Annotated in this window: 24 protein-coding genes; 11 read left to right on the top strand and 13 right to left on the bottom strand. The window is 57.3% G+C overall.

Going from position 1 to position 20,159, the window contains the following annotated elements; translation table 11 throughout:
• The 5 genes from tnpC to AS156_RS05955 all read right to left on the bottom strand — a co-directional run.
• On the bottom strand, window positions 1-977 hold a 977-nt coding region (gene tnpC / locus AS156_RS05970; RefSeq protein ID WP_136626039.1), incomplete at its 3' end, for an IS66 family transposase.
• Window positions 978-1,022: 45 nt separating this feature from the next.
• Window positions 1,023-1,349: an IS66 family insertion sequence element accessory protein TnpB gene (gene tnpB, locus AS156_RS40370; RefSeq protein ID WP_347336611.1), complete on the bottom strand. Its 327-nt coding sequence runs from the start codon at window positions 1,347-1,349 to the stop codon at window positions 1,023-1,025.
• Window positions 1,350-1,375: 26 nt separating this feature from the next.
• Window positions 1,376-1,768 (bottom strand): IS66-like element accessory protein TnpA, encoded by a 393-nt coding sequence (gene tnpA, locus AS156_RS05965; RefSeq protein ID WP_066501300.1) that lies wholly within the window; start codon window positions 1,766-1,768, stop codon window positions 1,376-1,378.
• 443 nt (window positions 1,769-2,211) lie between these two features.
• Complete coding sequence (locus AS156_RS05960) at window positions 2,212-2,805, bottom strand: PIN-like domain-containing protein (RefSeq protein ID WP_066501298.1); 594 nt, start codon at window positions 2,803-2,805, stop codon at window positions 2,212-2,214.
• Complete coding sequence (locus AS156_RS05955) at window positions 2,802-3,434, bottom strand: DUF433 domain-containing protein (RefSeq protein WP_136626037.1); 633 nt, start codon at window positions 3,432-3,434, stop codon at window positions 2,802-2,804. Before AS156_RS05955 ends, AS156_RS05960 begins: the two co-directional genes overlap by 4 nt.
• A gap of 137 nt (window positions 3,435-3,571) precedes the next feature.
• On the opposite strand from AS156_RS05955, the gene AS156_RS43970 reads away from it, so the two are divergent.
• The 10 genes from AS156_RS43970 to AS156_RS05910 all read left to right on the top strand — a co-directional run bounded on the left by AS156_RS43970 (window position 3,572) and on the right by AS156_RS05910 (window position 10,930).
• Window positions 3,572-4,000 (top strand): hypothetical protein, encoded by a 429-nt coding sequence (locus AS156_RS43970; protein ID WP_430641779.1) that lies wholly within the window; start codon window positions 3,572-3,574, stop codon window positions 3,998-4,000.
• A gap of 138 nt (window positions 4,001-4,138) precedes the next feature.
• Window positions 4,139-4,474: a hypothetical protein gene (locus AS156_RS05950; protein WP_066501294.1), complete on the top strand. Its 336-nt coding sequence runs from the start codon at window positions 4,139-4,141 to the stop codon at window positions 4,472-4,474.
• Between the two features lie 5 nt (window positions 4,475-4,479).
• Window positions 4,480-5,073: a DUF6680 family protein gene (locus AS156_RS05945; protein ID WP_066501288.1), complete on the top strand. Its 594-nt coding sequence runs from the start codon at window positions 4,480-4,482 to the stop codon at window positions 5,071-5,073.
• 33 nt (window positions 5,074-5,106) lie between these two features.
• A complete protein-coding gene (locus tag AS156_RS43965; protein ID WP_066501281.1) occupies window positions 5,107-5,766 on the top strand; it encodes a DUF4145 domain-containing protein in 660 nt (219 codons plus the stop codon).
• On the top strand, window positions 5,759-6,766 hold the full coding sequence (locus tag AS156_RS05935; RefSeq protein ID WP_066501278.1) for a hypothetical protein: 1,008 nt from the start codon (window positions 5,759-5,761) through the stop codon (window positions 6,764-6,766). The genes AS156_RS43965 and AS156_RS05935 overlap by 8 nt, the downstream gene beginning before the upstream one ends.
• Window positions 6,767-6,951: 185 nt before the next feature.
• Entirely contained in the window at window positions 6,952-7,500 is a 549-nt protein-coding gene (locus tag AS156_RS05930; RefSeq protein ID WP_066501275.1) for a hypothetical protein, read from the top strand.
• A gap of 60 nt (window positions 7,501-7,560) precedes the next feature.
• On the top strand, window positions 7,561-8,223 hold the full coding sequence (locus AS156_RS05925) for a DUF6946 family protein (RefSeq protein WP_066501274.1): 663 nt from the start codon (window positions 7,561-7,563) through the stop codon (window positions 8,221-8,223).
• An 83-nt stretch (window positions 8,224-8,306) separates the two neighbouring features.
• Window positions 8,307-8,951, top strand: a complete 645-nt coding sequence (locus AS156_RS05920) for a hypothetical protein (RefSeq protein WP_066501272.1) — start codon at window positions 8,307-8,309, stop codon at window positions 8,949-8,951.
• A 274-nt stretch (window positions 8,952-9,225) separates the two neighbouring features.
• Window positions 9,226-9,855, top strand: a complete 630-nt coding sequence (locus tag AS156_RS05915) for a hypothetical protein (protein WP_066501271.1) — start codon at window positions 9,226-9,228, stop codon at window positions 9,853-9,855.
• A 433-nt stretch (window positions 9,856-10,288) separates the two neighbouring features.
• Window positions 10,289-10,930 carry a hypothetical protein gene (locus tag AS156_RS05910; protein ID WP_066501268.1) on the top strand — a complete coding sequence of 214 codons (642 nt, stop codon included), beginning with the start codon at window positions 10,289-10,291 and terminating at the stop codon, window positions 10,928-10,930.
• Window positions 10,931-10,969: 39 nt separating this feature from the next.
• On the opposite strand, the gene AS156_RS05905 is transcribed toward AS156_RS05910, so the two are convergent.
• Genes AS156_RS05905 through AS156_RS05895 form a run of 3 tightly spaced genes read right to left on the bottom strand, consistent with a single transcriptional unit; the run spans window position 10,970 to window position 12,895 of the window.
• On the bottom strand, window positions 10,970-11,743 hold the full coding sequence (locus tag AS156_RS05905) for an ATP-dependent metallopeptidase FtsH/Yme1/Tma family protein (RefSeq protein ID WP_066501263.1): 774 nt from the start codon (window positions 11,741-11,743) through the stop codon (window positions 10,970-10,972).
• Complete coding sequence (locus tag AS156_RS05900) at window positions 11,736-11,945, bottom strand: hypothetical protein (protein WP_066501260.1); 210 nt, start codon at window positions 11,943-11,945, stop codon at window positions 11,736-11,738. The genes AS156_RS05905 and AS156_RS05900 overlap by 8 nt, the downstream gene beginning before the upstream one ends.
• Window positions 11,942-12,895, bottom strand: a complete 954-nt coding sequence (locus AS156_RS05895; RefSeq protein ID WP_136626036.1) for a hypothetical protein — start codon at window positions 12,893-12,895, stop codon at window positions 11,942-11,944. Before AS156_RS05895 ends, AS156_RS05900 begins: the two co-directional genes overlap by 4 nt.
• Before the next feature lie 412 nt (window positions 12,896-13,307).
• On the opposite strand from AS156_RS05895, the gene AS156_RS41790 reads away from it, so the two are divergent.
• Window positions 13,308-13,862 (top strand): hypothetical protein, encoded by a 555-nt coding sequence (locus tag AS156_RS41790; RefSeq protein ID WP_136626035.1) that lies wholly within the window; start codon window positions 13,308-13,310, stop codon window positions 13,860-13,862.
• A gap of 633 nt (window positions 13,863-14,495) precedes the next feature.
• Here AS156_RS41790 and AS156_RS05890 read toward each other — a convergent pair.
• The 5 genes from AS156_RS05890 to AS156_RS45915 all read right to left on the bottom strand — a co-directional run.
• Window positions 14,496-14,900 carry a MerR family transcriptional regulator gene (locus AS156_RS05890; protein ID WP_066501256.1) on the bottom strand — a complete coding sequence of 135 codons (405 nt, stop codon included), beginning with the start codon at window positions 14,898-14,900 and terminating at the stop codon, window positions 14,496-14,498.
• The gene (locus AS156_RS41785; RefSeq protein ID WP_136626034.1) at window positions 14,897-15,370 is read right to left on the bottom strand and encodes a hypothetical protein; all 474 of its coding nucleotides are present in this window, start codon (window positions 15,368-15,370) and stop codon (window positions 14,897-14,899) included. Before AS156_RS41785 ends, AS156_RS05890 begins: the two co-directional genes overlap by 4 nt.
• Window positions 15,371-15,628: 258 nt before the next feature.
• Entirely contained in the window at window positions 15,629-17,968 is a 2,340-nt protein-coding gene (locus AS156_RS40360; protein WP_082747354.1) for a phage/plasmid primase, P4 family, read from the bottom strand.
• Window positions 17,969-18,545: 577 nt separating this feature from the next.
• Window positions 18,546-19,745, bottom strand: coding sequence for a tyrosine-type recombinase/integrase (locus tag AS156_RS05870; RefSeq protein WP_066501250.1), 1,200 nt, complete (start codon window positions 19,743-19,745; stop codon window positions 18,546-18,548).
• Window positions 19,746-19,844: 99 nt separating this feature from the next.
• Window positions 19,845-20,159 (bottom strand): hypothetical protein (locus tag AS156_RS45915; protein ID WP_201455996.1); only part of this gene is annotated, 315 nt, incomplete at its 5' end.

Below are 20,159 nucleotides of genomic sequence, written 5' to 3'. Positions count from 1 at the left end.
CCGGCGAAGGCGGCCAGATGCTTCCGGGGATGCTCGCCTCGCCGGTCGCTCGAGGCGTAATAGACCGCCGCCGGCGGCGCAGGCCCGGCAAAGGGCCGGTCATCCCGCACATAGGTCCAGATTCGCCCGGTCGTGCACTTGCCCTTCGCCAGGATACGGATGGTGGTGTCGTCGCCATGAAGGCGCTCGGCAGCGAGCACATGGCGTTCGATCAAGTGGAAGAGCGGCATGACGGCGAAGGTCCCGTGGCCGACCTGGTCGGCCAGCGTCGACAACGGCAGGTCGATCCCCTCGCACTTGAAGCGCGCACTCTGGCGGTTGAGCGGGATATGCATGCCGAACTTGTCGAACAGCATCGTCGCCAGCAATTGTGGGCCGATGAAGCCACGCGGCGTGGCATGGAACGGCGCCGGCGGCTGGCTGATCTTCTCGCAATCGCGGCAGGTAAATTTCTCCCGCACCGTCTCGATCAGCTTGAAGCGCCGCGGGATCTCCTCCAGCGTCCCGGTCACGTCCTCACCGATCTTTGCCAGCCGCGATCCACCGCAGCAGGCGCAACTCGTTGGAGCCTCAATGACGATGCGCTCGCGTTCGATGTCATCCGGCCATGGCTTGCGCACCGGCCGCTTGCGCGTGAAGGAGCGGACGTTCTGCGTCTTCGCCGCTGCGGCCTGCGCGGCAAGCTCATCCTCGCTCGCCGTGGTGACGAGCTCTTCGAGCTCCAGCTCCAGCTGCTCGAGCAGCCGCGCCGTGCGTTCGGAGCGCTGCCCATAAAGTTCGCGTTTCAGCTTCTCGATGCGCAACTCGAGATGCGCGATCAGCGCCTCGGTGTCCGACAGTTTCGCCTGCGCATTCGCGGCTTGCGCCTGCCAGTTGGCGGCCTTCGCTTCGGCCTTCTGGCGCGCCTCACGCTCGGCCTGCAGCGCCGCCAGGGCACTCTCAAGGTCGGAGGGAAGATCGTTCGGCTTCAACGTCATGAAGCCATCGAATCACATCAGGCCAAATATTCAATCGCAAAAATGCTATCCACTCCGCGCCGGGCGCCATGTCTCTTGCGGATGGCGCCAGTCAATTCCCGACAGAAGATAGCTGAGTTGCGCAGGCGATATCGTGACGACTCCCGCCGCAGCCGACGGCCAAACAAACTTTCCGCGCTCGAGCCTTTTCGTAAAAAGACATGCCCCCTGGCCGTCATGCCAAATCGCCTTCACCAGCGAACCGCTGCGACCCCGGAAGACGAACAAATGTCCCGCGAAAGGATCGAGTTTCAACACCTCCTGCACCCGCAGCGCCAGTGACGGAAACCCACATCGCATGTCCGTATAACCCGTCGCCAGCCATACGCGCACGCCTTGACCTGACGGGAGCGCTATCGTCACAACGTCTCAAGCCCCCGCACGACGCAAAGTAACACTGAGACATCGACGCCGCGGTCGACGATCACGCGCCGGCCGTTCAGGCTCACAATCTCCATCCGGCCTGCTCCACTCGATCTCGGCGGCCCTGCCACTGGCGACGACGCTTCCGCCACCACCGCCACGAACCCCTCGGGCGAGACCGCGCCGAAATGCCCGGCTCGCGCGGCGTTACGCCAGTCCGCCAACTGCGAGCGCGTGATCCCGTACTTGCGGGCTGTCGCCGATCCCAAGCGCCGTCCTGAGTAGCTCTCTGCGACAATCCGCATCTTCGCCGCGTCGCTGAAGCGACGCCGACCGCCCGTTTCGACGATCTCAAGCCGGCCGACCGATCTGTCCGTATAGACGTCCATACAGACGATTTCTGACTTGTTCGCCAAAATTCACAAGCACGCCAGCCGCGGTTCCCGTCGGAGGGATACGCCCGTCCAAGCATCATACAAGCAGCAATGTTTGCTCCCACCTGAAGGGATAGATCAGCTTCCAGGAGGGATTGGCGGAGCGTTTTCGGTATCCGATAGCTTGTAAATGATTTCGGTGGGTTGGGGTAAACTCTCACGATATCGCCGAATGAGTCATATTCAGCGCCTTCGTATCCGACGAAATAGAATTGCTCTGAGCGGCCTACCAAGACAGTCTTGCAATGTGGACACTTGCCAACGGAGATGCGGTAGCCATACGGCTCTCCATCGTCTTCATCGAAATATGACCTATCGACGTGAATTGCCTCCTCGGCTCCCACCTTGGCTTTGCAACGTGGGCAATCGACAATGAAGGTCGTCATGGGATGATCACTTCACCTTTCCTTGGCCGGAGCCGCCATCAAATCTAGAAGCGTAGGCTCTCGCGCCACTGGCGGCTCCGACTTCTTCATCTCTGGTGGCCTACGAGTAGGACGGTGCTTTATCTTGCGCTCCAGTTTTAGCTTCTTCGGATCATCGGTAGATACTTTGCGTAACTTAGCCTTTTCGTGCCAACTAAGTGGTACGTGCCAAAACGCTGGCGCCTTCCCTCTCTTGATGCGGCTGGCGATGGCGGGCCAATGATGAATTAACAAGGAGCACTTGCGAAAGAAGTCCCATTGGCTCCATTTACCATCGAAGAAGAATACAAGCATGCCCGCTTGGATGAGCGCCAATCGTTCGTGTGGCACGTATCTCATGTCGGTGTCGCCTGAAATGACTACCCTACCTCCGGCTGTCGCAAATCTCTTGATCCAGGGCGCATCATTCTTTTTCAGGTAATCGCCGTCGGTTGGCTTCGGCGTGTACTGGGTAGCGCTTGTGATTTCAAATGCGCCGATCTTTTTCTTCAATTGTCGTTCGTTAGCGAATGTCTGGAAGACTTTCACCATTGCGATTGGAACGTTCTCGTCAAACGCTATTTTCAAGCTGCCTTACGCAATTCTTGTTCAAATCTTATGGCTTCGCGTACTTGTCGTTCCGGAACGTCGAAAATGTCAGCGACAAATGCCGCGCTGCCCTCGACCTTTGCAGATTGCGCCAATGTAGCTGTAGGAATACGACTGTCTTTCAAGACGGGTCGGCCGAACGAAAAATGTGGATGGACGATGACGTTGGGGGCAATCTTTGGCCTTGGTCTCCACGAAATGGCGTCTCCCTGCGGGTCATACGCAACGTCGTCTTTCAGCGACTTCATCACGACTGCCAGCATCTCGAAATTCTTGGTGCGGAGATCATAGATACTGACGCCGTTGCGTTGAGCGATTTCGGCAACGATCTTTTTGCCGTCAGTCTTGAATATGGTGTGCGTGGCGAATGGATGCGGATGTTCTAGCGTTTGCTTGACCTCGTCCATGATCTTGCGAATTTCACGTAAGCCGACCCCAGCGCTCGCGAACGTTGCCACAAAGCGCAATTCCATCAGATTAGTGAAACTGACAGCAACCTTGCCACCGACGCGGCCGAGCTGGTTGTCAATCACGGCCACCTGCTTGCCCGTGTGCCCTTCAACCCAAACCCGGACAATCTCCTGCGGCGCTTGCACAAGCTCGGCCACTTCAGGGATCGTATAAATCCCGGACTCCAATAGGTCTGGATCGGAGGTCTTTCTCATAAGGTATGGCTTGCACCCGGTCTACGAGTATAGGTTTATGCACTAAATCTATCCTTGCTGGCAATTCAGCATTAGGTCTGATGAGGGTGGGCACAAAATCACGAGAGACCATCTACGGCGGCTCGGTCCGAGCTTCAGCCGAGCGGGTCGCCGAGGTCCGCAAGCTGGCCGACCGCCTCTGCTGCGAAGCCTGGAATAAGCGCATGCTCGCTTTCCAAGGACCGGCACGGCCTTCGCCCAGGCTCGGCGACCCGCTGAATGCTGGGTACCGCTATCTAGAGGTCAAATGCCTTGGCTGCGAAACGCATCAGACGGTAGCCCTTGATATCGTCCGGCGACCAAAGACGACGCCGATCCACGAGCTAGAGCGTTACATGCGCTGCAAAGACTGCTCGAAGGTGCGGGGCTATCCGTGCACGCGAAGCCATCCGGTGGCGCTTCGGCCGACGAAGATTTCGGCCGACGATCCGCGCTCGACGTGGTGGCCGGGGGGAGATAGCGACCAATGAAGAAGCTCGAAGAGGGGCCGCAGTGCCTCCTGATGCTTGCCTTGTGAATAGTGGGACAAACTCCTTATTACTTGCACGTACACACGCTCCGCGTGCCAAATCGTTCGATGAACCGAATCACATGTATCTGGTGACCGCATGGACGGCTTTTACGCGGCCTATTTAACTGGACGTGCCGGTAACACGATTGTTCTCTTCGCCATTCGCGGCGAGATATTTATCGGTGTTGATGGCGGCGGCCTCAAATACGATGGTCAAGTCGAGGCCACCGAACGGGGGCTCAAATGCACCATCGTTTACGTCATTCCCGCACAAGCGGCGAACCTGATAACGGGTGCGTCTCCGCCTGCCACTGAGCAGAGAGTGCCGCTTGAATTTGTGCTGCCAAAGGACTTCTGGAACGGTCAAGTAATTGGGATCACCACCCCTATGGGACCGGTCAACGCGAAATTTCAGAAACTGCGGGACTGGTAATTCGAATGACCGAGTCTTTTTGGACGTTGAAACTCACTGATTGTATCAATTTTGCAATTTTGGCTGCTACGATTGTCGCCATAGTTTATGGCCCGATCAGAGCTGTCGAGATCACGCGACACAAGGATATTGAACGCGACGCCGAAACTCGAAAGCGACTAATTCTTTCGACTTTGATGCGTACTCGCAAAATGGTCATGCATCCAGATCACGTCAGTGCACTTAATCAGGTCCAACTTGAATTCTTCAATTACCAAATGGTGGTCGACGCCTATCGAGCATATATCGCCAACCTGTCCGAAACGGTGCCTCCGCCAGGGAATGATCTTCGAAATTTCCTCACTCGGCGAAACGACCTCTTTTTTGATTTGCTTTATGCGATTGCAATTGCGTCGGGCGTCGCACTTGATCGACATGAATTGGATCGGCTGGCCTACATTCCTCTTGGCTGGCAAACGGAGCAGGATGAATTGCGTGTTTTTAGGTCATCAGTTTTGGCGGTGCTGCAGGGTCAAAAACCACTCTTCGTGGCAGCCGCAACGCCACAGCAAACCCAGGTCCAAACGCCGCCAAATCCATTCCCCCCCGCTCCAGCGTGAGCGGCAAACGGGGCTATTAGGAGGATCCCGTTTGTGAGTGCATCTAAACTGTCGAAGCGTTTCGATGAATTGCGGATCCAGCGCGACTCGATCGAAAGTACAAAGCAGTACGAACAAGGCCCGTTCGCGGGCTATCGCATCGATAACGACGCGCTAATTGGTTGGGAGGTAAAGGCGCTCAACTTATTGGAGATGGCCTGTTCAACCGACTCAGCCCATGTTGAAAGATTTAGACAACTGCAGAGACCAGAGGCGTACCGATCAAACTTTGAGAAACTGAAGCAGCTGGGCGCAGTTTTTGATGCCGCTCAAGAGGATTTCGACGGCGGCTATCTGAATTCCGTGCGCAGTTTGATCCAATCCGAGCTTTTTGACAGCGAGTTGGAGCAAGCTAAAGAGCTGCTGGCAGCCAAATATAAGGCTGCGGCAGCCGTGATCGCCGGCGTCGTCTTAGAAACAACACTTCGGCAAATGTGCACCGATAGAGGCTTAGCAAGCGGCAAGCTCGACAAGATGAACGCGGACCTTGCGAAATCCGGAAGCTATAACCTTCAAGTCCAGAAGCGAATCACCGCTCTGGCGGACATACGCAATAGCGCGGCGCATGGGAATGCGGACAAATTTCGTGAAGAAGACGTTATGGATATGATTACCTATATCGAACGATTTCTGTCTGAGCATCTGCATGCCTAAACCCGCAGGCCCTACTGTCTCTCCCACGACTGTCATCCAATTTGCAGACCTCTATTCGATCACCACAAAACAAGAGGCAATCCGCACGCTGTTTCGCGTAATCAACCGCTACGTCGGCAACCTCGCACCGATAAAGCATTTGGTGGAATTGATGAACATTAAGAACGCATTTTCTGCTGCGGCTGTGTTGCTTTTCCTAGTCATCGCGGCCCCGCCAGTCCACGCCCAGCTAGAGCCTGATAAGAAGATCGCTTCGGTCGGGAAATGGAGCATATCGACGGCCCGATTTGGCGTCGGCTGCGTTGCGCGCTTGGAGTATGGAGATGGCAATTACCTCTCCATTAGCGGAGACCGTATCGATGGGCTAACGCTGCTCATAACTGTCTCTCCGAAGTTGTTTACGACCAAACTTGATGGTTCAGAAGAACAGACGCCTTCAATAGAAATTGCCCTCGCTGGACAACGCTGGGGCGACGTGCATCCGTACGGATACAGAGGAACGCCAGGCGTCGTCTTGAAGATAGATCAGGCTTTTCTCGGAAATTTTGTTGCTTCGGAAAAGATCAAGGTAACCGACCTTGGACACGAGAAGCTATCGATTGACTTAGACAATCCGGGCCAGGTGATCGACGGCCTGCGAGCCTGTTTCAGGTCAGGCAGCGCATCTCCTACTGCATCGGCATCACCGACCACTCCATCGGTGCAGGCTCTGGATGGTAAATGGTACTCTGATAGCCAGAGAGTTTGCAACGGAAGGGCGGGTGAAACTGAAGGTCTGCTGACATATCAAGGACCGCGCTTCATCGGCTACGAGAATGACTGCAAAATCGTGAACTCGAAAGTGACTGGCCGAGTTCTTACTCTGCACATGGTTTGTAGCGGTGAGGGTATGCAGACGCGAGCCTCCGAAATTGTAGAGTTCTTGGGAGACAAAAAAATACGACGCACTGTACGAGATGGCGGGAGAGCATACTCCTCCGTGCATAGCCGGTGCCCGTAGCGTCGTCTCTCAGCGCGCAGGTCAAGGAGACAAGACCCTAAGTCCAACACCGTATTATTACGGATCGTTTGCTGGCCTATCCGCTTGACCCACGCGCAAAGGTTGCGAAACAATGCAATCTTTCCACGGTGGATTTAGCTCATCAGGGCCTGCGATCCAGGCCATATTTTTTTAGGACGAAACCGTTGCCAGCCTATTCCTCGAAGGCGCAACCATATTTGGACGCGATTGCGAACGGCGTCTTCTCTTCAGAGAAGGTCCGAGATTGGCTTATCAAAGGCGCACCTATCGAGACCGAGTATCTCGGTTCGCAAGCTCTTCTTGAAGAGCAACGCAAAGTACGTTGGCAAAGGGGCCCGACGAAGCAGCCGTTCTGGGCGAACTATTGGTGCGGAAAAGACTCTCGCTGCACCTGCCGAATTGAGGGCAGCAAAGGTCTAGAGTCGGACGCGATATTCTTCCTCCGGTCTCGTTCCAGCCGTGTCCTTGCCGTGCACGTTGAATTCAAGCATGCATTCGAGCCATTTGGGTATGGACAGCCCGAGGCTTATCCGTTGCGTGCAGCATGCTTTGCACAGACCTTTCAAGCGCGAGCAGCGGTCAACCCGCATCACGATTGGATGGCCGTTCTCTTCTGCGGCGAGGACGCACTGTCAGACAAACGCATCTCCAATTTCCAACGCGTCATTACGCACGAGCAAGCCGCGCTCATGATCTCTGGCTACCCCCATTGAGTACGCACTACCCATTAGGCGCAGATTTCTCTGCTTCCTACACCTTGGGAGACAGTTTAGATGCGACGGATCTATGTTCCCACGACAGGCCCGCAAAATTGGCAAACACTACTCGCCGATCCTGAAAAGCAATGGCGCACCGGCTACTCCGCGCGAACACTCGCGCATTGCTGGGAAGCCGCAGAGGGATTGCCGCCGGAAATCGCCGCACTGTTCGGACCAGGTAGTGAGCTGCTAATCGCGATCCCAGAGCACAAGGTGTCGCTTCGTGATGCGGGAAGAGAGAGCCAGACAGACGTATTCGCTCTGGTTAAATCAAGCAATCGCACTATTGCCGTCGCGGTGGAAGGCAAGGTCAATGAGTCCTTCGGGCCAACCATCGCAGATTGGTACCAAGAGCCATCACCCGGAAAGCAGCAGCGGCTTGCGTTCCTGTGTGATCAACTCGGCGTAGAATGCCCACCTCGGAGTGAGATCCACTACCAACTATTTCACCGCACGGTGTCCGCCATGCTTGAAGCTGAGCGGTTTAAGACTGATGACGCGGCGATGATCGTCCATTCTTTCTCGCCTGAGAACAAATGGTTCGATGCCTATGCGGAGTTTGTCGATCTCCTTGGCCTAACCGCAGACCTTGGTCGGCTCGTGAGTAAGACACTGGCCGACGGTCGGACGCTTCATCTTGGCTGGGCCAAGGGTGCCCGCGATTTTTTAGCGACTTGATCGGCAAGACGATTGCTGATGTGGATTTGTTCCGCCGCCTTTGCGGGCAGCAATTAGCAGATTGATCTGGTGCAGGACGACCCGTGGCGCGCGACCTATTTGAGTTCTGGCAACAAATTGGGATGTCGGACTTCGTCCATCCCAGCGACGTGCCGATCTTCGAACGGCTTAAGGGGCAACATGACTTCAACTTGAACTGCCTGCCGTTGTGCTTTTCAGGACCGCTCAGAACCGCACGCATTGTGTTGCTCTACCTTTCGCCAGGTTTGCCGAAAGGATTTGAGCATCAGTCGAAGACACCCGAACTTCAGCAACTCTATGCAAGCCAACGAACCGGTGACGCGCACCTGCCTGGCCCAAATTCACCCGGGCACCGCTGGCGGGAGAGCCGACTGTCGTTCTTGGGTGACTGGGAGCAGCACAGAGACAAGATCGCAGTCTTCAATATCGGGGCTTATCATTCGAAAGACTTCGTCGACCACGACGTATTGGCATCGTTGCCATCAAGTCGGATAGCTCTCGATTGGGCTCAGTCCATCCTATTTCCCGAAGCTGAAGCTGGAAGGCGTGTGGTCATTTGTATGCGTGCTGCGAAGTATTGGGGCCTGCGCGTCGGCGAGACTTACGGCAAGTCGCTCTTCGCGCCAGAGACGACGAGGAGCGGCCATATGCTGACGGGCAGCGAACGAGCGATCATCATTGAAGAGGCACAACGTGCGCTAATGTAGCGAAAGCGAATGATAAGCTGCGCGAGACACCAAATGATCAGCCTAGGAAGCCGGGAATGAGCGGGGAGAAGTGTGACGAAGTGCCGCCTGATGTCCGTCCCAGACGGTCAGTACTTGACCGTAGCGAAGAACATAGACAAGAGCACGCGAAGCAACATTCCCGATCTGGTGATAGCGGAGAATGTCACGCGCGCGCACCAACAATGGCTTTCTACGCCTGGAGCGAATGGTCAAGCTCACTAGAATATCGATCTGATTTTGGAAAAGGTGCTGAATGAAAGCGCCGCGATTTCTCTTTTTGAGTTTCCTAGTTCTCGCAATCTTATTCGCGACGGCGGCTGGTGGTATCGACCAGGGCGCGTTCTTTATTCCCATTCCATCCGCATTTGCGCCGGTAACTGGGTTCGGTTGCCCAGATGTTGGGACCGTTTTCACGTATAATGTTCCGGCATGGAATACCAACCGTCCCAACCGGATGGTTGCAATCGAACAAGATCAATTCAATTGCCGGATTAGGTCGGACGCTTGGGGAACCTACGATTGGTTCGGCGGTCTTGGCGCGCGTCTCGACGATACGGATGTCGCAGAAAAGCAATTGATCCGCGATCTCTGGCCACTTCGCAGCGGCACCATCGGAAAAGCCAGCAAGTATGATCTGCCTTCATCAAGCTCCGTCGAAATCGAGTACGCCGTTTCCTACGGATTTGCTAGCGTTCCGGCCGGTCTGTTCTGGGCGTACAAAATTAGGAAGGAATATTACTGGCAGAACAAGCTCTATCACACCACCACGCTTTGGTGGTCTCCATCACTGAAGTGGACAATATTGCAGTGGCCTGAAGAGCCCGGCAAGGCTTCACGAGTGGGTGGATATAATTGGGAGCTGTTGTCAGTCTCCTCTGAGTGAAACTCACTCTTGTAGCGACCTGACATGCCGCCTCAAGTCAACTTGACCAAACATGCACCGGAGCCGGAGCGGCCGAGGGTGATGAACCCGATATTGGGGCGGGGCCTCTCTCTCGTAGACGACGGCGATTGCTAGATTCACATTTTAATCTCAGATGCATTGAACGGGGGAGAAAGGTTTGACACCGAAAGAGCAATTCCGCGTCGAAGTTCAGAGACACTTGCGCGAAGCCGAACTGCGCGGTGCTCGGTCACTGGACTTGAATTCAGGTACACTCCATCGACAGCTAGGTGGCTGTCCAGGATACAGCCATCAGATGCCGTCCTGCTGCCAAGCCATGTACGACGAGCACAATGCCTCTGAGGACGAGATTATTGCAAGGCCGAAAAAGAGCTTCGGCGCGTCGCTGACGATCCGATAGGCGGTGGTGCAGATGATCAACTTTCAATTGTTATTCTCCAAGTTTGCCGCATCGATGAAGGCTGGCAATATCGAGATCTACAACGAGTTCAGTCTGCAGCATGAGCTAGGCATCTTTCTCCGAGCAGAGATCGCTGGCAGCAAGGTTCAATTCGAGCGCAACGTCAGTTTCTTTTTCGGCACGGACACGCACTCTTTCACGAAGCGGGAGATCGACATCGTCGTTTACTCTCTCGAAAAAAGAGATCTGTTGGCGGCCATTGAATTGAAGTATCCCCGCAATGGTCAGTACCCGGAACAGATGTTTAGCTTTTGCAAGGACATCGCCTTTTGCGAAGAGCTAAGGCGAAGCGGATTTCAATTTGCTGCGACAGTAATTTTCGCTGACGACCCACTTTTCTACCAGGGGGCGTCGTCTGGGATCTATGGGTATTTCAGAGGCCAAAAGTCGCTGACTGGCGCGATAAAAAAACCCACCGGGAAACAGCAAGAACAGGTCACGTTGGCTGGACAGTACGTCGTGGATTGGAGGCTCGTCAGCGGCGGCCTGATGTACACTATCGTTGAAGCGTCACCGGCTCCAACACCCAAAGGCACATTCAGCGCCGTCGCGTCTTGGCTATCACGTGCGAGAGATCGACCCGACGGAGCGTAGTAACTCGTTCAAGGTCACATGCGTCACTGATTACCTCGCCTAATCCTGAGCAAGAGGTGGGAAGCCCAAGAACTCGAGGTGATCACGTTCAAAGCCGATTGCCATCACTTCGCGCTTCCGCCATTCCGCCCGGCGCCGATGCTCAATTGCCAACGCTTTCCACGCCTCAACGTCCGAGATAACTTTATCAATCTCTGCGCTATCCAACGTGCGCCTGATCCGCAGCACAGTAGACAACACCATCACAGCGTCGCCGTAAGGCATCAGCAAGTCACGCGCAGCAACGCCGCAGTGCGTGATGAACGTCTCAATCGCCTTATCGCTCTTGCAGATCAGCAGCGCCAGGTCCTGCATCTGCCTGAGATCATCGCCAGCCGACTGGCTATGGTGATCGTCCAGCAACATGCGCTCAGCGGCGCGACCGGCTGCCAGCTCGATGCAATGGCCGTATATGTTCGCGAACACGTCAGAGACCGAGCTGATATCCTCGCCAGGCTCGGGCATCATCGGCGCAATAGCGTCTCGAACATCGGAAGCGTCGGTCTCACGGCCTTCCGCAAACGCCTCCGCATGAGCCGCGCCCCAGACGCGTCCCTCGTAACCCGGCCCGGGATCAATCGTCGCGCCGCCGAGCGGGTGACCCAGCAGGCGGGCGGCGACTGCGTGACCCGCCTCGTGCACCGAAACTCGCTGATCCTCTTCCTCCGTGCGACCGAGCGAGGCGAGGAGCATGTCGTACTCATCGACCCCCGACACGCCGAAAGAGGTCGCGTATTCCGCGCTGCCTTCCCCGGTCGGATTCCGTTCAGACATTTCCCAGCACCTTCTTGTGGCGTGCAAGCATGCGTGCGCGGATAGCGGCAACAGCGCTGTTGCCAGTCTGCGGCATCGCGCGGGCGATCATCTCGGCCACCGTAGCCGGGATGCGGGTTTCGTGGTCGTCGACGACCCAGCCATCGACCCGATGAGTGATACGGTGCGGCTGCCAACCGGGAGGCGCTGCTGTCTTGCTCACAGGCGCGGCACCTCAATCTGGACCGAGCGTGCATCGGCGCTGCGGTCGATTTCGGTGAAGTTCGCCGCGCGCAGCACCGGGTCCGGGTCGATTTGCGGCGTCGCGTGAGGTTCCACGACAGCATCGAGGTCGACGACATCAGCCGCGCGGGGACTGAAATCGCCACCACGCACGCCGCGAAGCTGCTTGCGGCGGGGATCGGTCATGACCGCTGCAATGCCCTCATGCAAGGCACGGCGCGCGGTCGCCACCGGCATGGTCGCATCCTCCCATTGGCCTGCGAACTTCTTGCGGCCGTCATGGTCGCGATAGTGCGCGCTGCGCAGCATGAAGACGGTCTGAGTCTCCGGCGTCGGCTCGATTGCTGCGGAAAGCGCAGGCGCGGGCTCTCCCGGGATCGCCTGACGGCCCTGGCGGATCGCATCGGGCATCGCCTTCAGCTCCACGAGCGTGAAGTTGGCAGCCACCTCGACCTGACCCACAGCGTTGCTGACGAAGCCGGCCATCTGGTCCGTTTCGAAATGCCAGTGGCCGATCTCGGACAGAGCATCGGCGAGCGCGCGGGATTGGGCGAGATAGCCAGGCAAAGCAGCCTCGATGGCAGCGACCTGCTTTGCCAGCTTGTCCGCCGCTGCGGCGCGCTCAGTGCGTTCACGCTCGGCGGCGAGCTGACGTTCCGCTTCGGTCTTTTCATGGGCCAAGACGGCGAGTGCATCGTCAAGGCCAGCAATCAAGGACGCGGCCGTGTCCACGGCGCTCTGCAAGTTGTCGAGGGCGCGCTGGTCGTTGAGATCGCCCGACAACAGCGCTTCTTGGCGAGCCTTGGTTGCCTTGTCCAACGCCGTCTTAGCCGCAGCGCGCTTGACGGCAAGCTGTTCGGCGCGCTTCGTCAGCGCGGCGATGGTGGTTTCGAGAATTTGCATACGTGCTTTTCGGAACGGGTTCTTCATGCCGCCAATCTACGCCGTAGTGTCTGATTTGCGTAGATCGTGCGCTTGGAGCGCTCCAAATTCGGTGCAGTTACTCTTGGGGCGCTCCATTACTTCGGAGCATTTGAGCGTAGGCGAGGAGCGAGTGATTTCCGCATCACCGCTGCGAGCTGGCCTTGCAGGTGCATGCGAGCACTTCCGCTACGGGCACGACAGCGGACATTTCCGGGCACGCCTAGCAGGTCTGAAAATGGCCAAATATGCGAGTGGGCACTCTTATTCGACCACCTCGTCAGGGAGCCTGATTATGTAGTCAACGCCCTTAGCCTGCACCTTCTTCAATGAGCGAAGGCGTTTTCAATGTCACGTTTGAGTTGCAATCCCGCTAGGATCGACGCAGGATAGCGCGCAAGGAAAAAGGGGGGGGGCTGCCATGACTACAGCCAAACCGAAAGCAATTAAGCCTAAGGGTAAAACGGCTCTACAATTTCAAGGGATCATCCGGAAGATTAAGCCAGTGAGCGGCTGTGTTGATTTCACGAATCTTGGCACAAAGAATGTGAAGCTGTCAAATTCGTGCGACGAGTCAAGAACAGTCCGCGTTGTGAACTACGACAAAGATGGCGCCCTCGTCGCTGATAGAATTTTTCATCTTCTTCAGAAAGAGACTAGGCCAATAGAATTTCCCGGACTCAACATGGGAATTGCATGGGAGAAACCGTGGTCCAGCGATGGAAAGGATGACGGATCAAAGTGGCTCAAAACGTACCAATGGACGGACCCACTCGGAACTAACTTTTGGGGCGTTCAAAACTTGAGCCCGGACCGATTTGTTGCTTACCAGTACACCTGTTACACGAATAACAAGCAAGATGGCATCTCTTCGAATGTTGTCGGTCCAGGGCAGAAAAATGACCGTGTATGGGGAGCTGCCCCTCCAGACACCTCATTCATAGTGCTGGACTGGTCTCGCTTGGATCCGAAATAGTAAGCAATACGAACCGTCGCTTCCTTCGCGAGATCGATCTCATTCAATAGCGGAGCAAAATTGTGCAAGAGCCTTACACAAATGTTTGCATCGGATTGGTTGCCACATTAGCGCTAACGATGCTTACGGTTTCTTGGGTAAGAGCCCAGCCGTGCGGCCCTCTCTGTCGAGGACAAAACCCAATCTATACATATCCAGATGGCAAGCACCTGTACGCTCAGTACTGCTCGAATAACCGGCAGAACGCGAACAATCCGTGCTTCATAGAATTTTGCGCTGCTGTTTGCTCATTTCCTACGGCTCGCTACCATCTACGCAAGCCCCCTAAGCATAGACCCACGCCGAATTGACGTCGTGGTCTTTCTAAATTAGGCGCTTGAGGGTTCGTCGCTTAGATCGGGACGGCCAATTTCTGTAACCCGTCGTCTGTCGCGCTTTGGTGCCGGTCCGCGGTGGCGGTCGTTGTCACTTCCACTTTGACACTAAAACGTCAACCTTGCGGGCAAGCAGTTCGTCGATGAAGTTCAGCAGGCGCGGCTGGACAACGAACTCGCCGGGTTAAAAGCGCCGTTTTAAGTACCTCGCCAGTGACTTCCCGTATGCGCCCAAAAGCAGAGCAATCCGGAGCCGGTCTCATTCCGACACACGCTCCATCTCATCCGGGCGCCACTCCTTCGGCTCCGACCACTTCGGCCAGAATTCCCGCAGACGGTTCTCCACCTCGACGCGCGCTGGCAAGCCTCCGCGATGCTTCTCGACGTAAGCGAACAGCCGCGCTGTATCAATGATCCACACGTTGGCGCGCTTTTCAGCGATGGGACGCCCCATCCGCTCGGCATCGCCGATCCAGTTGTAGACCGCCTGATCGGTCACGCCACACACAGTGGCTGCCTGAGCCACAGTCAGGAAGAAGCCCTCGCGAAGATCGTCTATGCCGTCGCCAGCCCGACCAAGCCGACGCACGCAGTCCGCAAGGCGGGCTGCATCAGCCGACAATCGATCCAGTTCGTCGGCAAGCGCCTTCTGATCGTCGGTCATTGTTCTTCCTCCGCCAACAAGGCCCAACACTGCTCTTGCGTCCATGCGCACGGCCTCTCAAAGTTCCGCATCGCGAGCCGAAAATGCTCGTCGCAACGCAGGGCCGCCCGCAGCTCATCCTCACGGCGCGCGCGGGCATCGGCGCGCATGGCTGTGTCCAGCTCGACCATAACAGCCATCAACCGACGGGCCTCACGACGCCGCGCATCAAGATCAGGCACGCCGTGGAGGGCCTTGCAGCCATTGTCGAACTGCTCATAGAGAGTATCCAAGGCAGACTGGGCAAGCCCGGAGGCACCAGCATCGCGGCGACCGAGGTGCCGATCAACGGCCTCGATGATCGTCTTCATGCGCCAACGAGGCTGCTTCTTCTCGTAGCCATCCGGCGCGACATGACGCAGGGCGCGGCGGACGGTTTGTCGGTCAAGCTCCAGCATGTCAGCCGCGCCGAACGCGGAAATCAGTTTCACGTTTGAACTCCATCTCTCGTTGTTGTTGTCCTTAGAAAAGGCTAGGACTGGGCCTACCGAGCGCGTCGCTCGACCCGCATTGGCGGAGGGTTGGGAAGGACCCGCCACCGTGTCACGGTTGCCACGCTTGCCCGATTGGCGTGACAGGCGGGACAACCGTGACAGCCTGTCCCTTATGGTCCTCCACACGCGCGCGCATGTGGTGGTAAAGGAAAAAAGCCGTCACACTTGCCACGCCTGCCACGTCAGTTACTCAACTCACGCACCAGTGCCGTCGCGCGGCTTCAAAGTGACGCCGCAGAACTCCCGCACATTGTTGCGCTTGCGATAGGCAAATCCTGCCTTCCGCATGCCTTCCTTGAAGTCGGCCTGCGTGCCAGGTTTCGCACCGACCGCGCGAGCATATTCCGACCATGAACGGTAGAGCGTGCTGCTGGCTTCGGAAACGGTGCCACCAGTGACGCAATCGTCCTCCAGCCAGCGCGGAAACACCTCCTGATCGCTGAAGTACTCTTCGGTCGCTTCGATCACGCGATCCGGCCGGATCAGACCATTCTTCTGCCAATCGAGGCAGCCCTCGATCATCCACCACAGAATGCCGGGTGCTTCGGCCAACAGCTTCTTTGGCAACTGATGGTCAGGCGTAGACGGCTTGTGGATAAACGGCACGATGTTAAACCGCCGGCGCGCGGCCTGATCGACGTTGGTCAGGGTCGGTTTGTGGTTGCCGACAATGGTCAGCTTGAACTGCGGCACGTAAGTGAAGAAATCGCGGCGCATGAACCGCGCCGTGATGGGATCGCCACCCGTCATCTGCTTGATGCGGGCCTCGGCCCAAGCACGACCCGCCTCGGTCTCGGACGCCGTTACCAGCCGTGCACCGGCCAGCATCGCGAGTTCCGTCGGATGCTTGTCGGTGGTGGAAGCCGTGAACGTCTCCATCGCCGACACGGCGGCGTAGTCCATCGCAATATATGACGTAGTGTTCAGATACACACTCTTGCCGTTGCCACCATCGCCGTAGATGAATAACAGCGCATGCTCGGACGTATCGCCGGTCAATGCGTAACCGCACCACTGCTGCAAGAAGCGGATCAGTCCGTCATCACCGTTCGTAGCTTCCTTCAGGAAGTTGAGCCACAGCGGGCAGCCGGTATTGGCAGGTGTCACGGCTGTTGTTTTCGTGATGCCGTCGTCAGGCGAGCTGGGACGCAATTCGCCAGTGCGCAAATCCACCGTGCCGCCGGGCGTACCCAACAGCCAAATATCGCGATCCCAGAATTCGCTCGTCACAGCGACAGTCTGATCATGCTTCGAAAAGCGCTCGACGCCAGCCGAGAAGTTGGTCTTGTTTGTGATGTAGCGCTTGCGTTCGTCCTGGTCCTCGGAAAGCTGGCGCGCCAGCTTGCGGGCATAGTCGAACGCGCGGCCCGTGCCGTCCGGCTTCCAGCAGACACCATTCCAGTAGAACCATGAGCCACGGGTATGGCAGTAGCGCAGGCTGGCACCATGCAGGTCAACGAATTCCTGCGCGGCGCTGTCTTCCGTGACAATGTCGTTAGACATGCCTGCGGACCCGCCGGGCGGCGTCTTTCGATTGTTGCGGATCATTTCGGGGTACGCGTCGTCGCGCTGTGCGCTCGTTTCGTTGAAATCGAGCCATTCGGCGATCTTGTTGGCAACCTTCTCGCCGAACTGATCCCCTAATGCCGGAAAGCCGCGCGTGCGTTCGCCTTTCTGATAGGCGACTGCTGCATCATATGCGGCCCGAACGCGGTCACGCCATTCTTCATCATTTGCCGCGCGCGCGATACACTCGGCACACAGCTTGACGCGCGGCAAATCGAAGCCGCACCGTGCCAGAAAGCCGCCGATAGTCAGAGCGGCGTCGTGACGACCACCGTTCGCCGGCCAATAGCGGGCAAGCAGGCTGAGTGCCGCCAGCAGCTTGGCTTGGCGCAACAGCTCGTCATCGTTGACCTGCGCGGGTTCGCCGTCTTCCTCCCACTTGATCGGCTCGCCGCTCTCGTGCACCGAGCCCGGGAAGACGGTCTGCGCACCCTTGTCGCCACCGCCAAAGCGGACCTCCAGCAGCATAGTCTTGCTCTCCGGGTCCTTGAACTGCAGCGCCGCCTGGTCGAGCTTCGACGCCAGCGACGTGAAGTACAGATAGTGGCTGTCGCGTTTCGATTGACGGCCAAAGATCGCGCCCGTCTTCGGCAGCACGGCGCGTGCAATCGCGGCGGCTTCCGGGCAATCCAGATCGATGTCCGTCAGGCCGGCCGACTTCAGGCCCAGTTGCACGCCGATATTCTGCGGCAAGTCGCCAAAGAGCCGCTCCACATTGTTGCCGGTAATAATGCGGTGCTGCCAATCATTTCCGGTCGGCTTCTTCTGGCGGAAAGGCAGCGGGACCGTGTTCCAGTCGCGCATCGCGTAGCCGAGCGCGATGGCAGCAGGGCTACCAAATTTCGGCACCCATTCGTCGGGCTCGAACAGATCGCGATAAGTGTAGTCCGCGATGCGGCCAGCAAGGAGGGCACCGTATGCTTCAAACTCGCACTTTGCGCTATCGTCGGGAAGTGTGTTACTAGTCATGGTGTACTCTTTCTTGAGGTTGCAATCGTTCCTTTCCTAACGACCTGTGATGAGGCCCTAGGAAATTTCTGAGTGGGATGTGGTGAGTTTTTTGGAGAGGCGGCCTGGACGGGCCGCCTTTTCTGCGACTACGCTACGTTGGTAGCCGTCTGCGCCTGCGACGCCTGCTCACGCGCACGACGCCACGCAGCGGCAGCCTCGCGCGAGATGAGAACGCGCGTGCCAACGCTGAAAGTCACAGGCATCAAGCCCTGAGGCTTCAGTTTATAAAACAACTGCGAGCTGATGCGATGACGCGCGCAGAATTCGTCAACGCTGTAGGCGTCAGCGACATCCCGCGCATTTGATTGGACCGGAGAGGGCATATCAAGCTCCTGTTATGCGGGAGGTCACGTGACCTCACCTCAATAGGAGCAGTATTAGTAGGCCAGTATTTTCAGTTGTCAGCAACGGCAGTGTTGGTAAGTCCATGGAACATGTCGGTAAGTCACGAATTACGTCGATAAGTCAGCTGGCTTTACCCGAACAGATTGCAGCCTATGTCGTGGATCACGCGAAGATTGTCACCTGCGCCGACTCACGACGCCAGTTGCGCGAGCACTGCGATATCCGCTGGATGCGGCTGCGCACCGAAATCGAGCAACGTCGCGCGCGTGAGCGCCTCGCTCAGGTCGCCGATAATATATCGAGAGTAGTTCTTCTCGATCATAGCGACTGACGTATCGTGGTGTGCGGCGACGACGCGCGTCGGCACGCCCTTGAGCAGTTGCCGAGCAATCGACGAATGACGCAGCGCATACGGCGTGACATTCGCGCCGAGACCGAGCCGCTTTGCGATTGGATGAAATCGACCTGCGAGCTTCGGGATGCGGTCAATCAACCGATCATGCGGAGCCTTGCTCTTCGCCAACTGGCGCAGCCGCTTCGCCAATCGTTGTGAGATCGGCAGCGGACGATACTCGACCTTGCGGCTCTTGCCCTTGCGGCTGCTAGGCATCATCAGCCGGGGTGCGACTGGATTGCGGTCTTGCAGATCATCGACGCGTAGCCGGAGCACTTGGCTTTCCCGCGCGCCAGTCTCAGCGAGAACGTCGATCAGGACACCATAATCGTGTGCCGCCTCATAGGAGCCGCGTACCAAGGCGGCCACGGTTTGATCCGACAAGATGACGTTGCGCGCGACTTCGCTGTCAGGCAGCTTCTTCAAGCCGTTCTTCCATGCGGCTGCATTGGCAATGCGTTTGTCGTTGCTCGTGGCCAGAGCCAGCGCCGCCTTCAGCGAGCGAGCGATGCGGTCGGCACTGGAACGCTTCAGGCCCTGCTTAACGAGACCAGCGCGCCAGTCACGCAATTCGCGTTCGGTGAGCAGTGCAACGGTCTTGCTGGAGAGTGAGCCGAGGTGGCGGCGGACGCCTGTCGCGTTGTACTTGCTGCCGTCGCGAGCTTCGAGATCGGTCTCATAGGCGTCGACCGCTTCCGCGACACTGATCGGCTGCTCGCTGTTGCCCTCGCCAGCACGTGCCAGCTTCTTGGCGTGTTCCAGCGCCTGCCAATACGTCATCACGCTGTTCCCGTTTGCGTCCTCATGGTCGTCGGCAAGTGAGAACCGCTTCAGCCAGCCGTTACACTTTACCGACCATGTGCCAGGGCCAGCGTTGCGGCGATACGCGAGGAAGATGCCGGGCGCGATAAGCGCGGTGTAGGGCTTCTTGCGTGGCGCGAGTTTCGAACGATTGGTACGATTTTCAAGTGATGCGGAACGGGTGCGGCGAGCCATGACTGTCCTCGGTGTCCCTCAAAGTGTCCTCAATATGGGTGTAGAAGGACGTGGAGCCGAGTGTACCTGAGCGACTATAGTTTCAGCAATTACAATGATTTAGTGGATCTGTGTGGATCGCTGTGGCGCCATATGGAGGTGCGGATTTTCCCCTTGTGGGAGAGGCCGGATTTCGCGCGTCAGCGGGAAATCCGGGTGAGGGGTCTGCCTCCGCGAACTCCATCCCTCGATAGACCGCAACCCCTCACCCGGATCGCATTCCGCTTTGCTGCATGCGATCCGGCTTCTCCCACAAGGGGAGAGGCAAAGCCGAGCAAGCAAATAGAGATAGAGGTGAGCGCTCCTGACCGCCTTACGTCGGCGACACCGCGCCCTTGATCGTGCCGGCCGGCTGCGACGAGCCGGTGAGGCGGG

The sequence above is a fragment of the Bradyrhizobium macuxiense genome, assembly GCF_001542415.1.
GTDB lineage: Bacteria > Pseudomonadota > Alphaproteobacteria > Rhizobiales > Xanthobacteraceae > Bradyrhizobium > Bradyrhizobium macuxiense.
This window is presented reverse-complemented; position numbering and strand designations above follow the sequence as displayed.

Excerpts from the sequence above, each read along its gene's own strand:
- AS156_RS05915 (WP_066501271.1), top strand. The coding sequence starts at position 9,226 with ATGAAAGCGCCGCGATTTCTCTTTTTGAGTTTCCTAGTTCTCGCAATC.
- AS156_RS41790 (WP_136626035.1), top strand. The coding sequence starts at position 13,308 with ATGACTACAGCCAAACCGAAAGCAATTAAGCCTAAGGGTAAAACGGCT.
- AS156_RS05925 (WP_066501274.1), top strand. The coding sequence starts at position 7,561 with ATGCGACGGATCTATGTTCCCACGACAGGCCCGCAAAATTGGCAAACA.
- AS156_RS05950 (WP_066501294.1), top strand. The coding sequence starts at position 4,139 with ATGGACGGCTTTTACGCGGCCTATTTAACTGGACGTGCCGGTAACACG.
- AS156_RS05905 (WP_066501263.1), bottom strand. The coding sequence starts at position 11,743 with ATGTCTGAACGGAATCCGACCGGGGAAGGCAGCGCGGAATACGCGACC.
- AS156_RS05935 (WP_066501278.1), top strand. The coding sequence starts at position 5,759 with ATGCCTAAACCCGCAGGCCCTACTGTCTCTCCCACGACTGTCATCCAA.
- AS156_RS05910 (WP_066501268.1), top strand. The coding sequence starts at position 10,289 with ATGATCAACTTTCAATTGTTATTCTCCAAGTTTGCCGCATCGATGAAG.
- tnpA (WP_066501300.1), bottom strand. The coding sequence starts at position 1,768 with ATGGACGTCTATACGGACAGATCGGTCGGCCGGCTTGAGATCGTCGAA.
- AS156_RS40360 (WP_082747354.1), bottom strand. The coding sequence starts at position 17,968 with ATGACTAGTAACACACTTCCCGACGATAGCGCAAAGTGCGAGTTTGAA.
- AS156_RS05895 (WP_136626036.1), bottom strand. The coding sequence starts at position 12,895 with ATGAAGAACCCGTTCCGAAAAGCACGTATGCAAATTCTCGAAACCACC.
- AS156_RS43970 (WP_430641779.1), top strand. The coding sequence starts at position 3,572 with ATGAGGGTGGGCACAAAATCACGAGAGACCATCTACGGCGGCTCGGTC.
- AS156_RS05870 (WP_066501250.1), bottom strand. The coding sequence starts at position 19,745 with ATGGCTCGCCGCACCCGTTCCGCATCACTTGAAAATCGTACCAATCGT.
- AS156_RS05890 (WP_066501256.1), bottom strand. The coding sequence starts at position 14,900 with ATGACCGACGATCAGAAGGCGCTTGCCGACGAACTGGATCGATTGTCG.
- AS156_RS05945 (WP_066501288.1), top strand. The coding sequence starts at position 4,480 with ATGACCGAGTCTTTTTGGACGTTGAAACTCACTGATTGTATCAATTTT.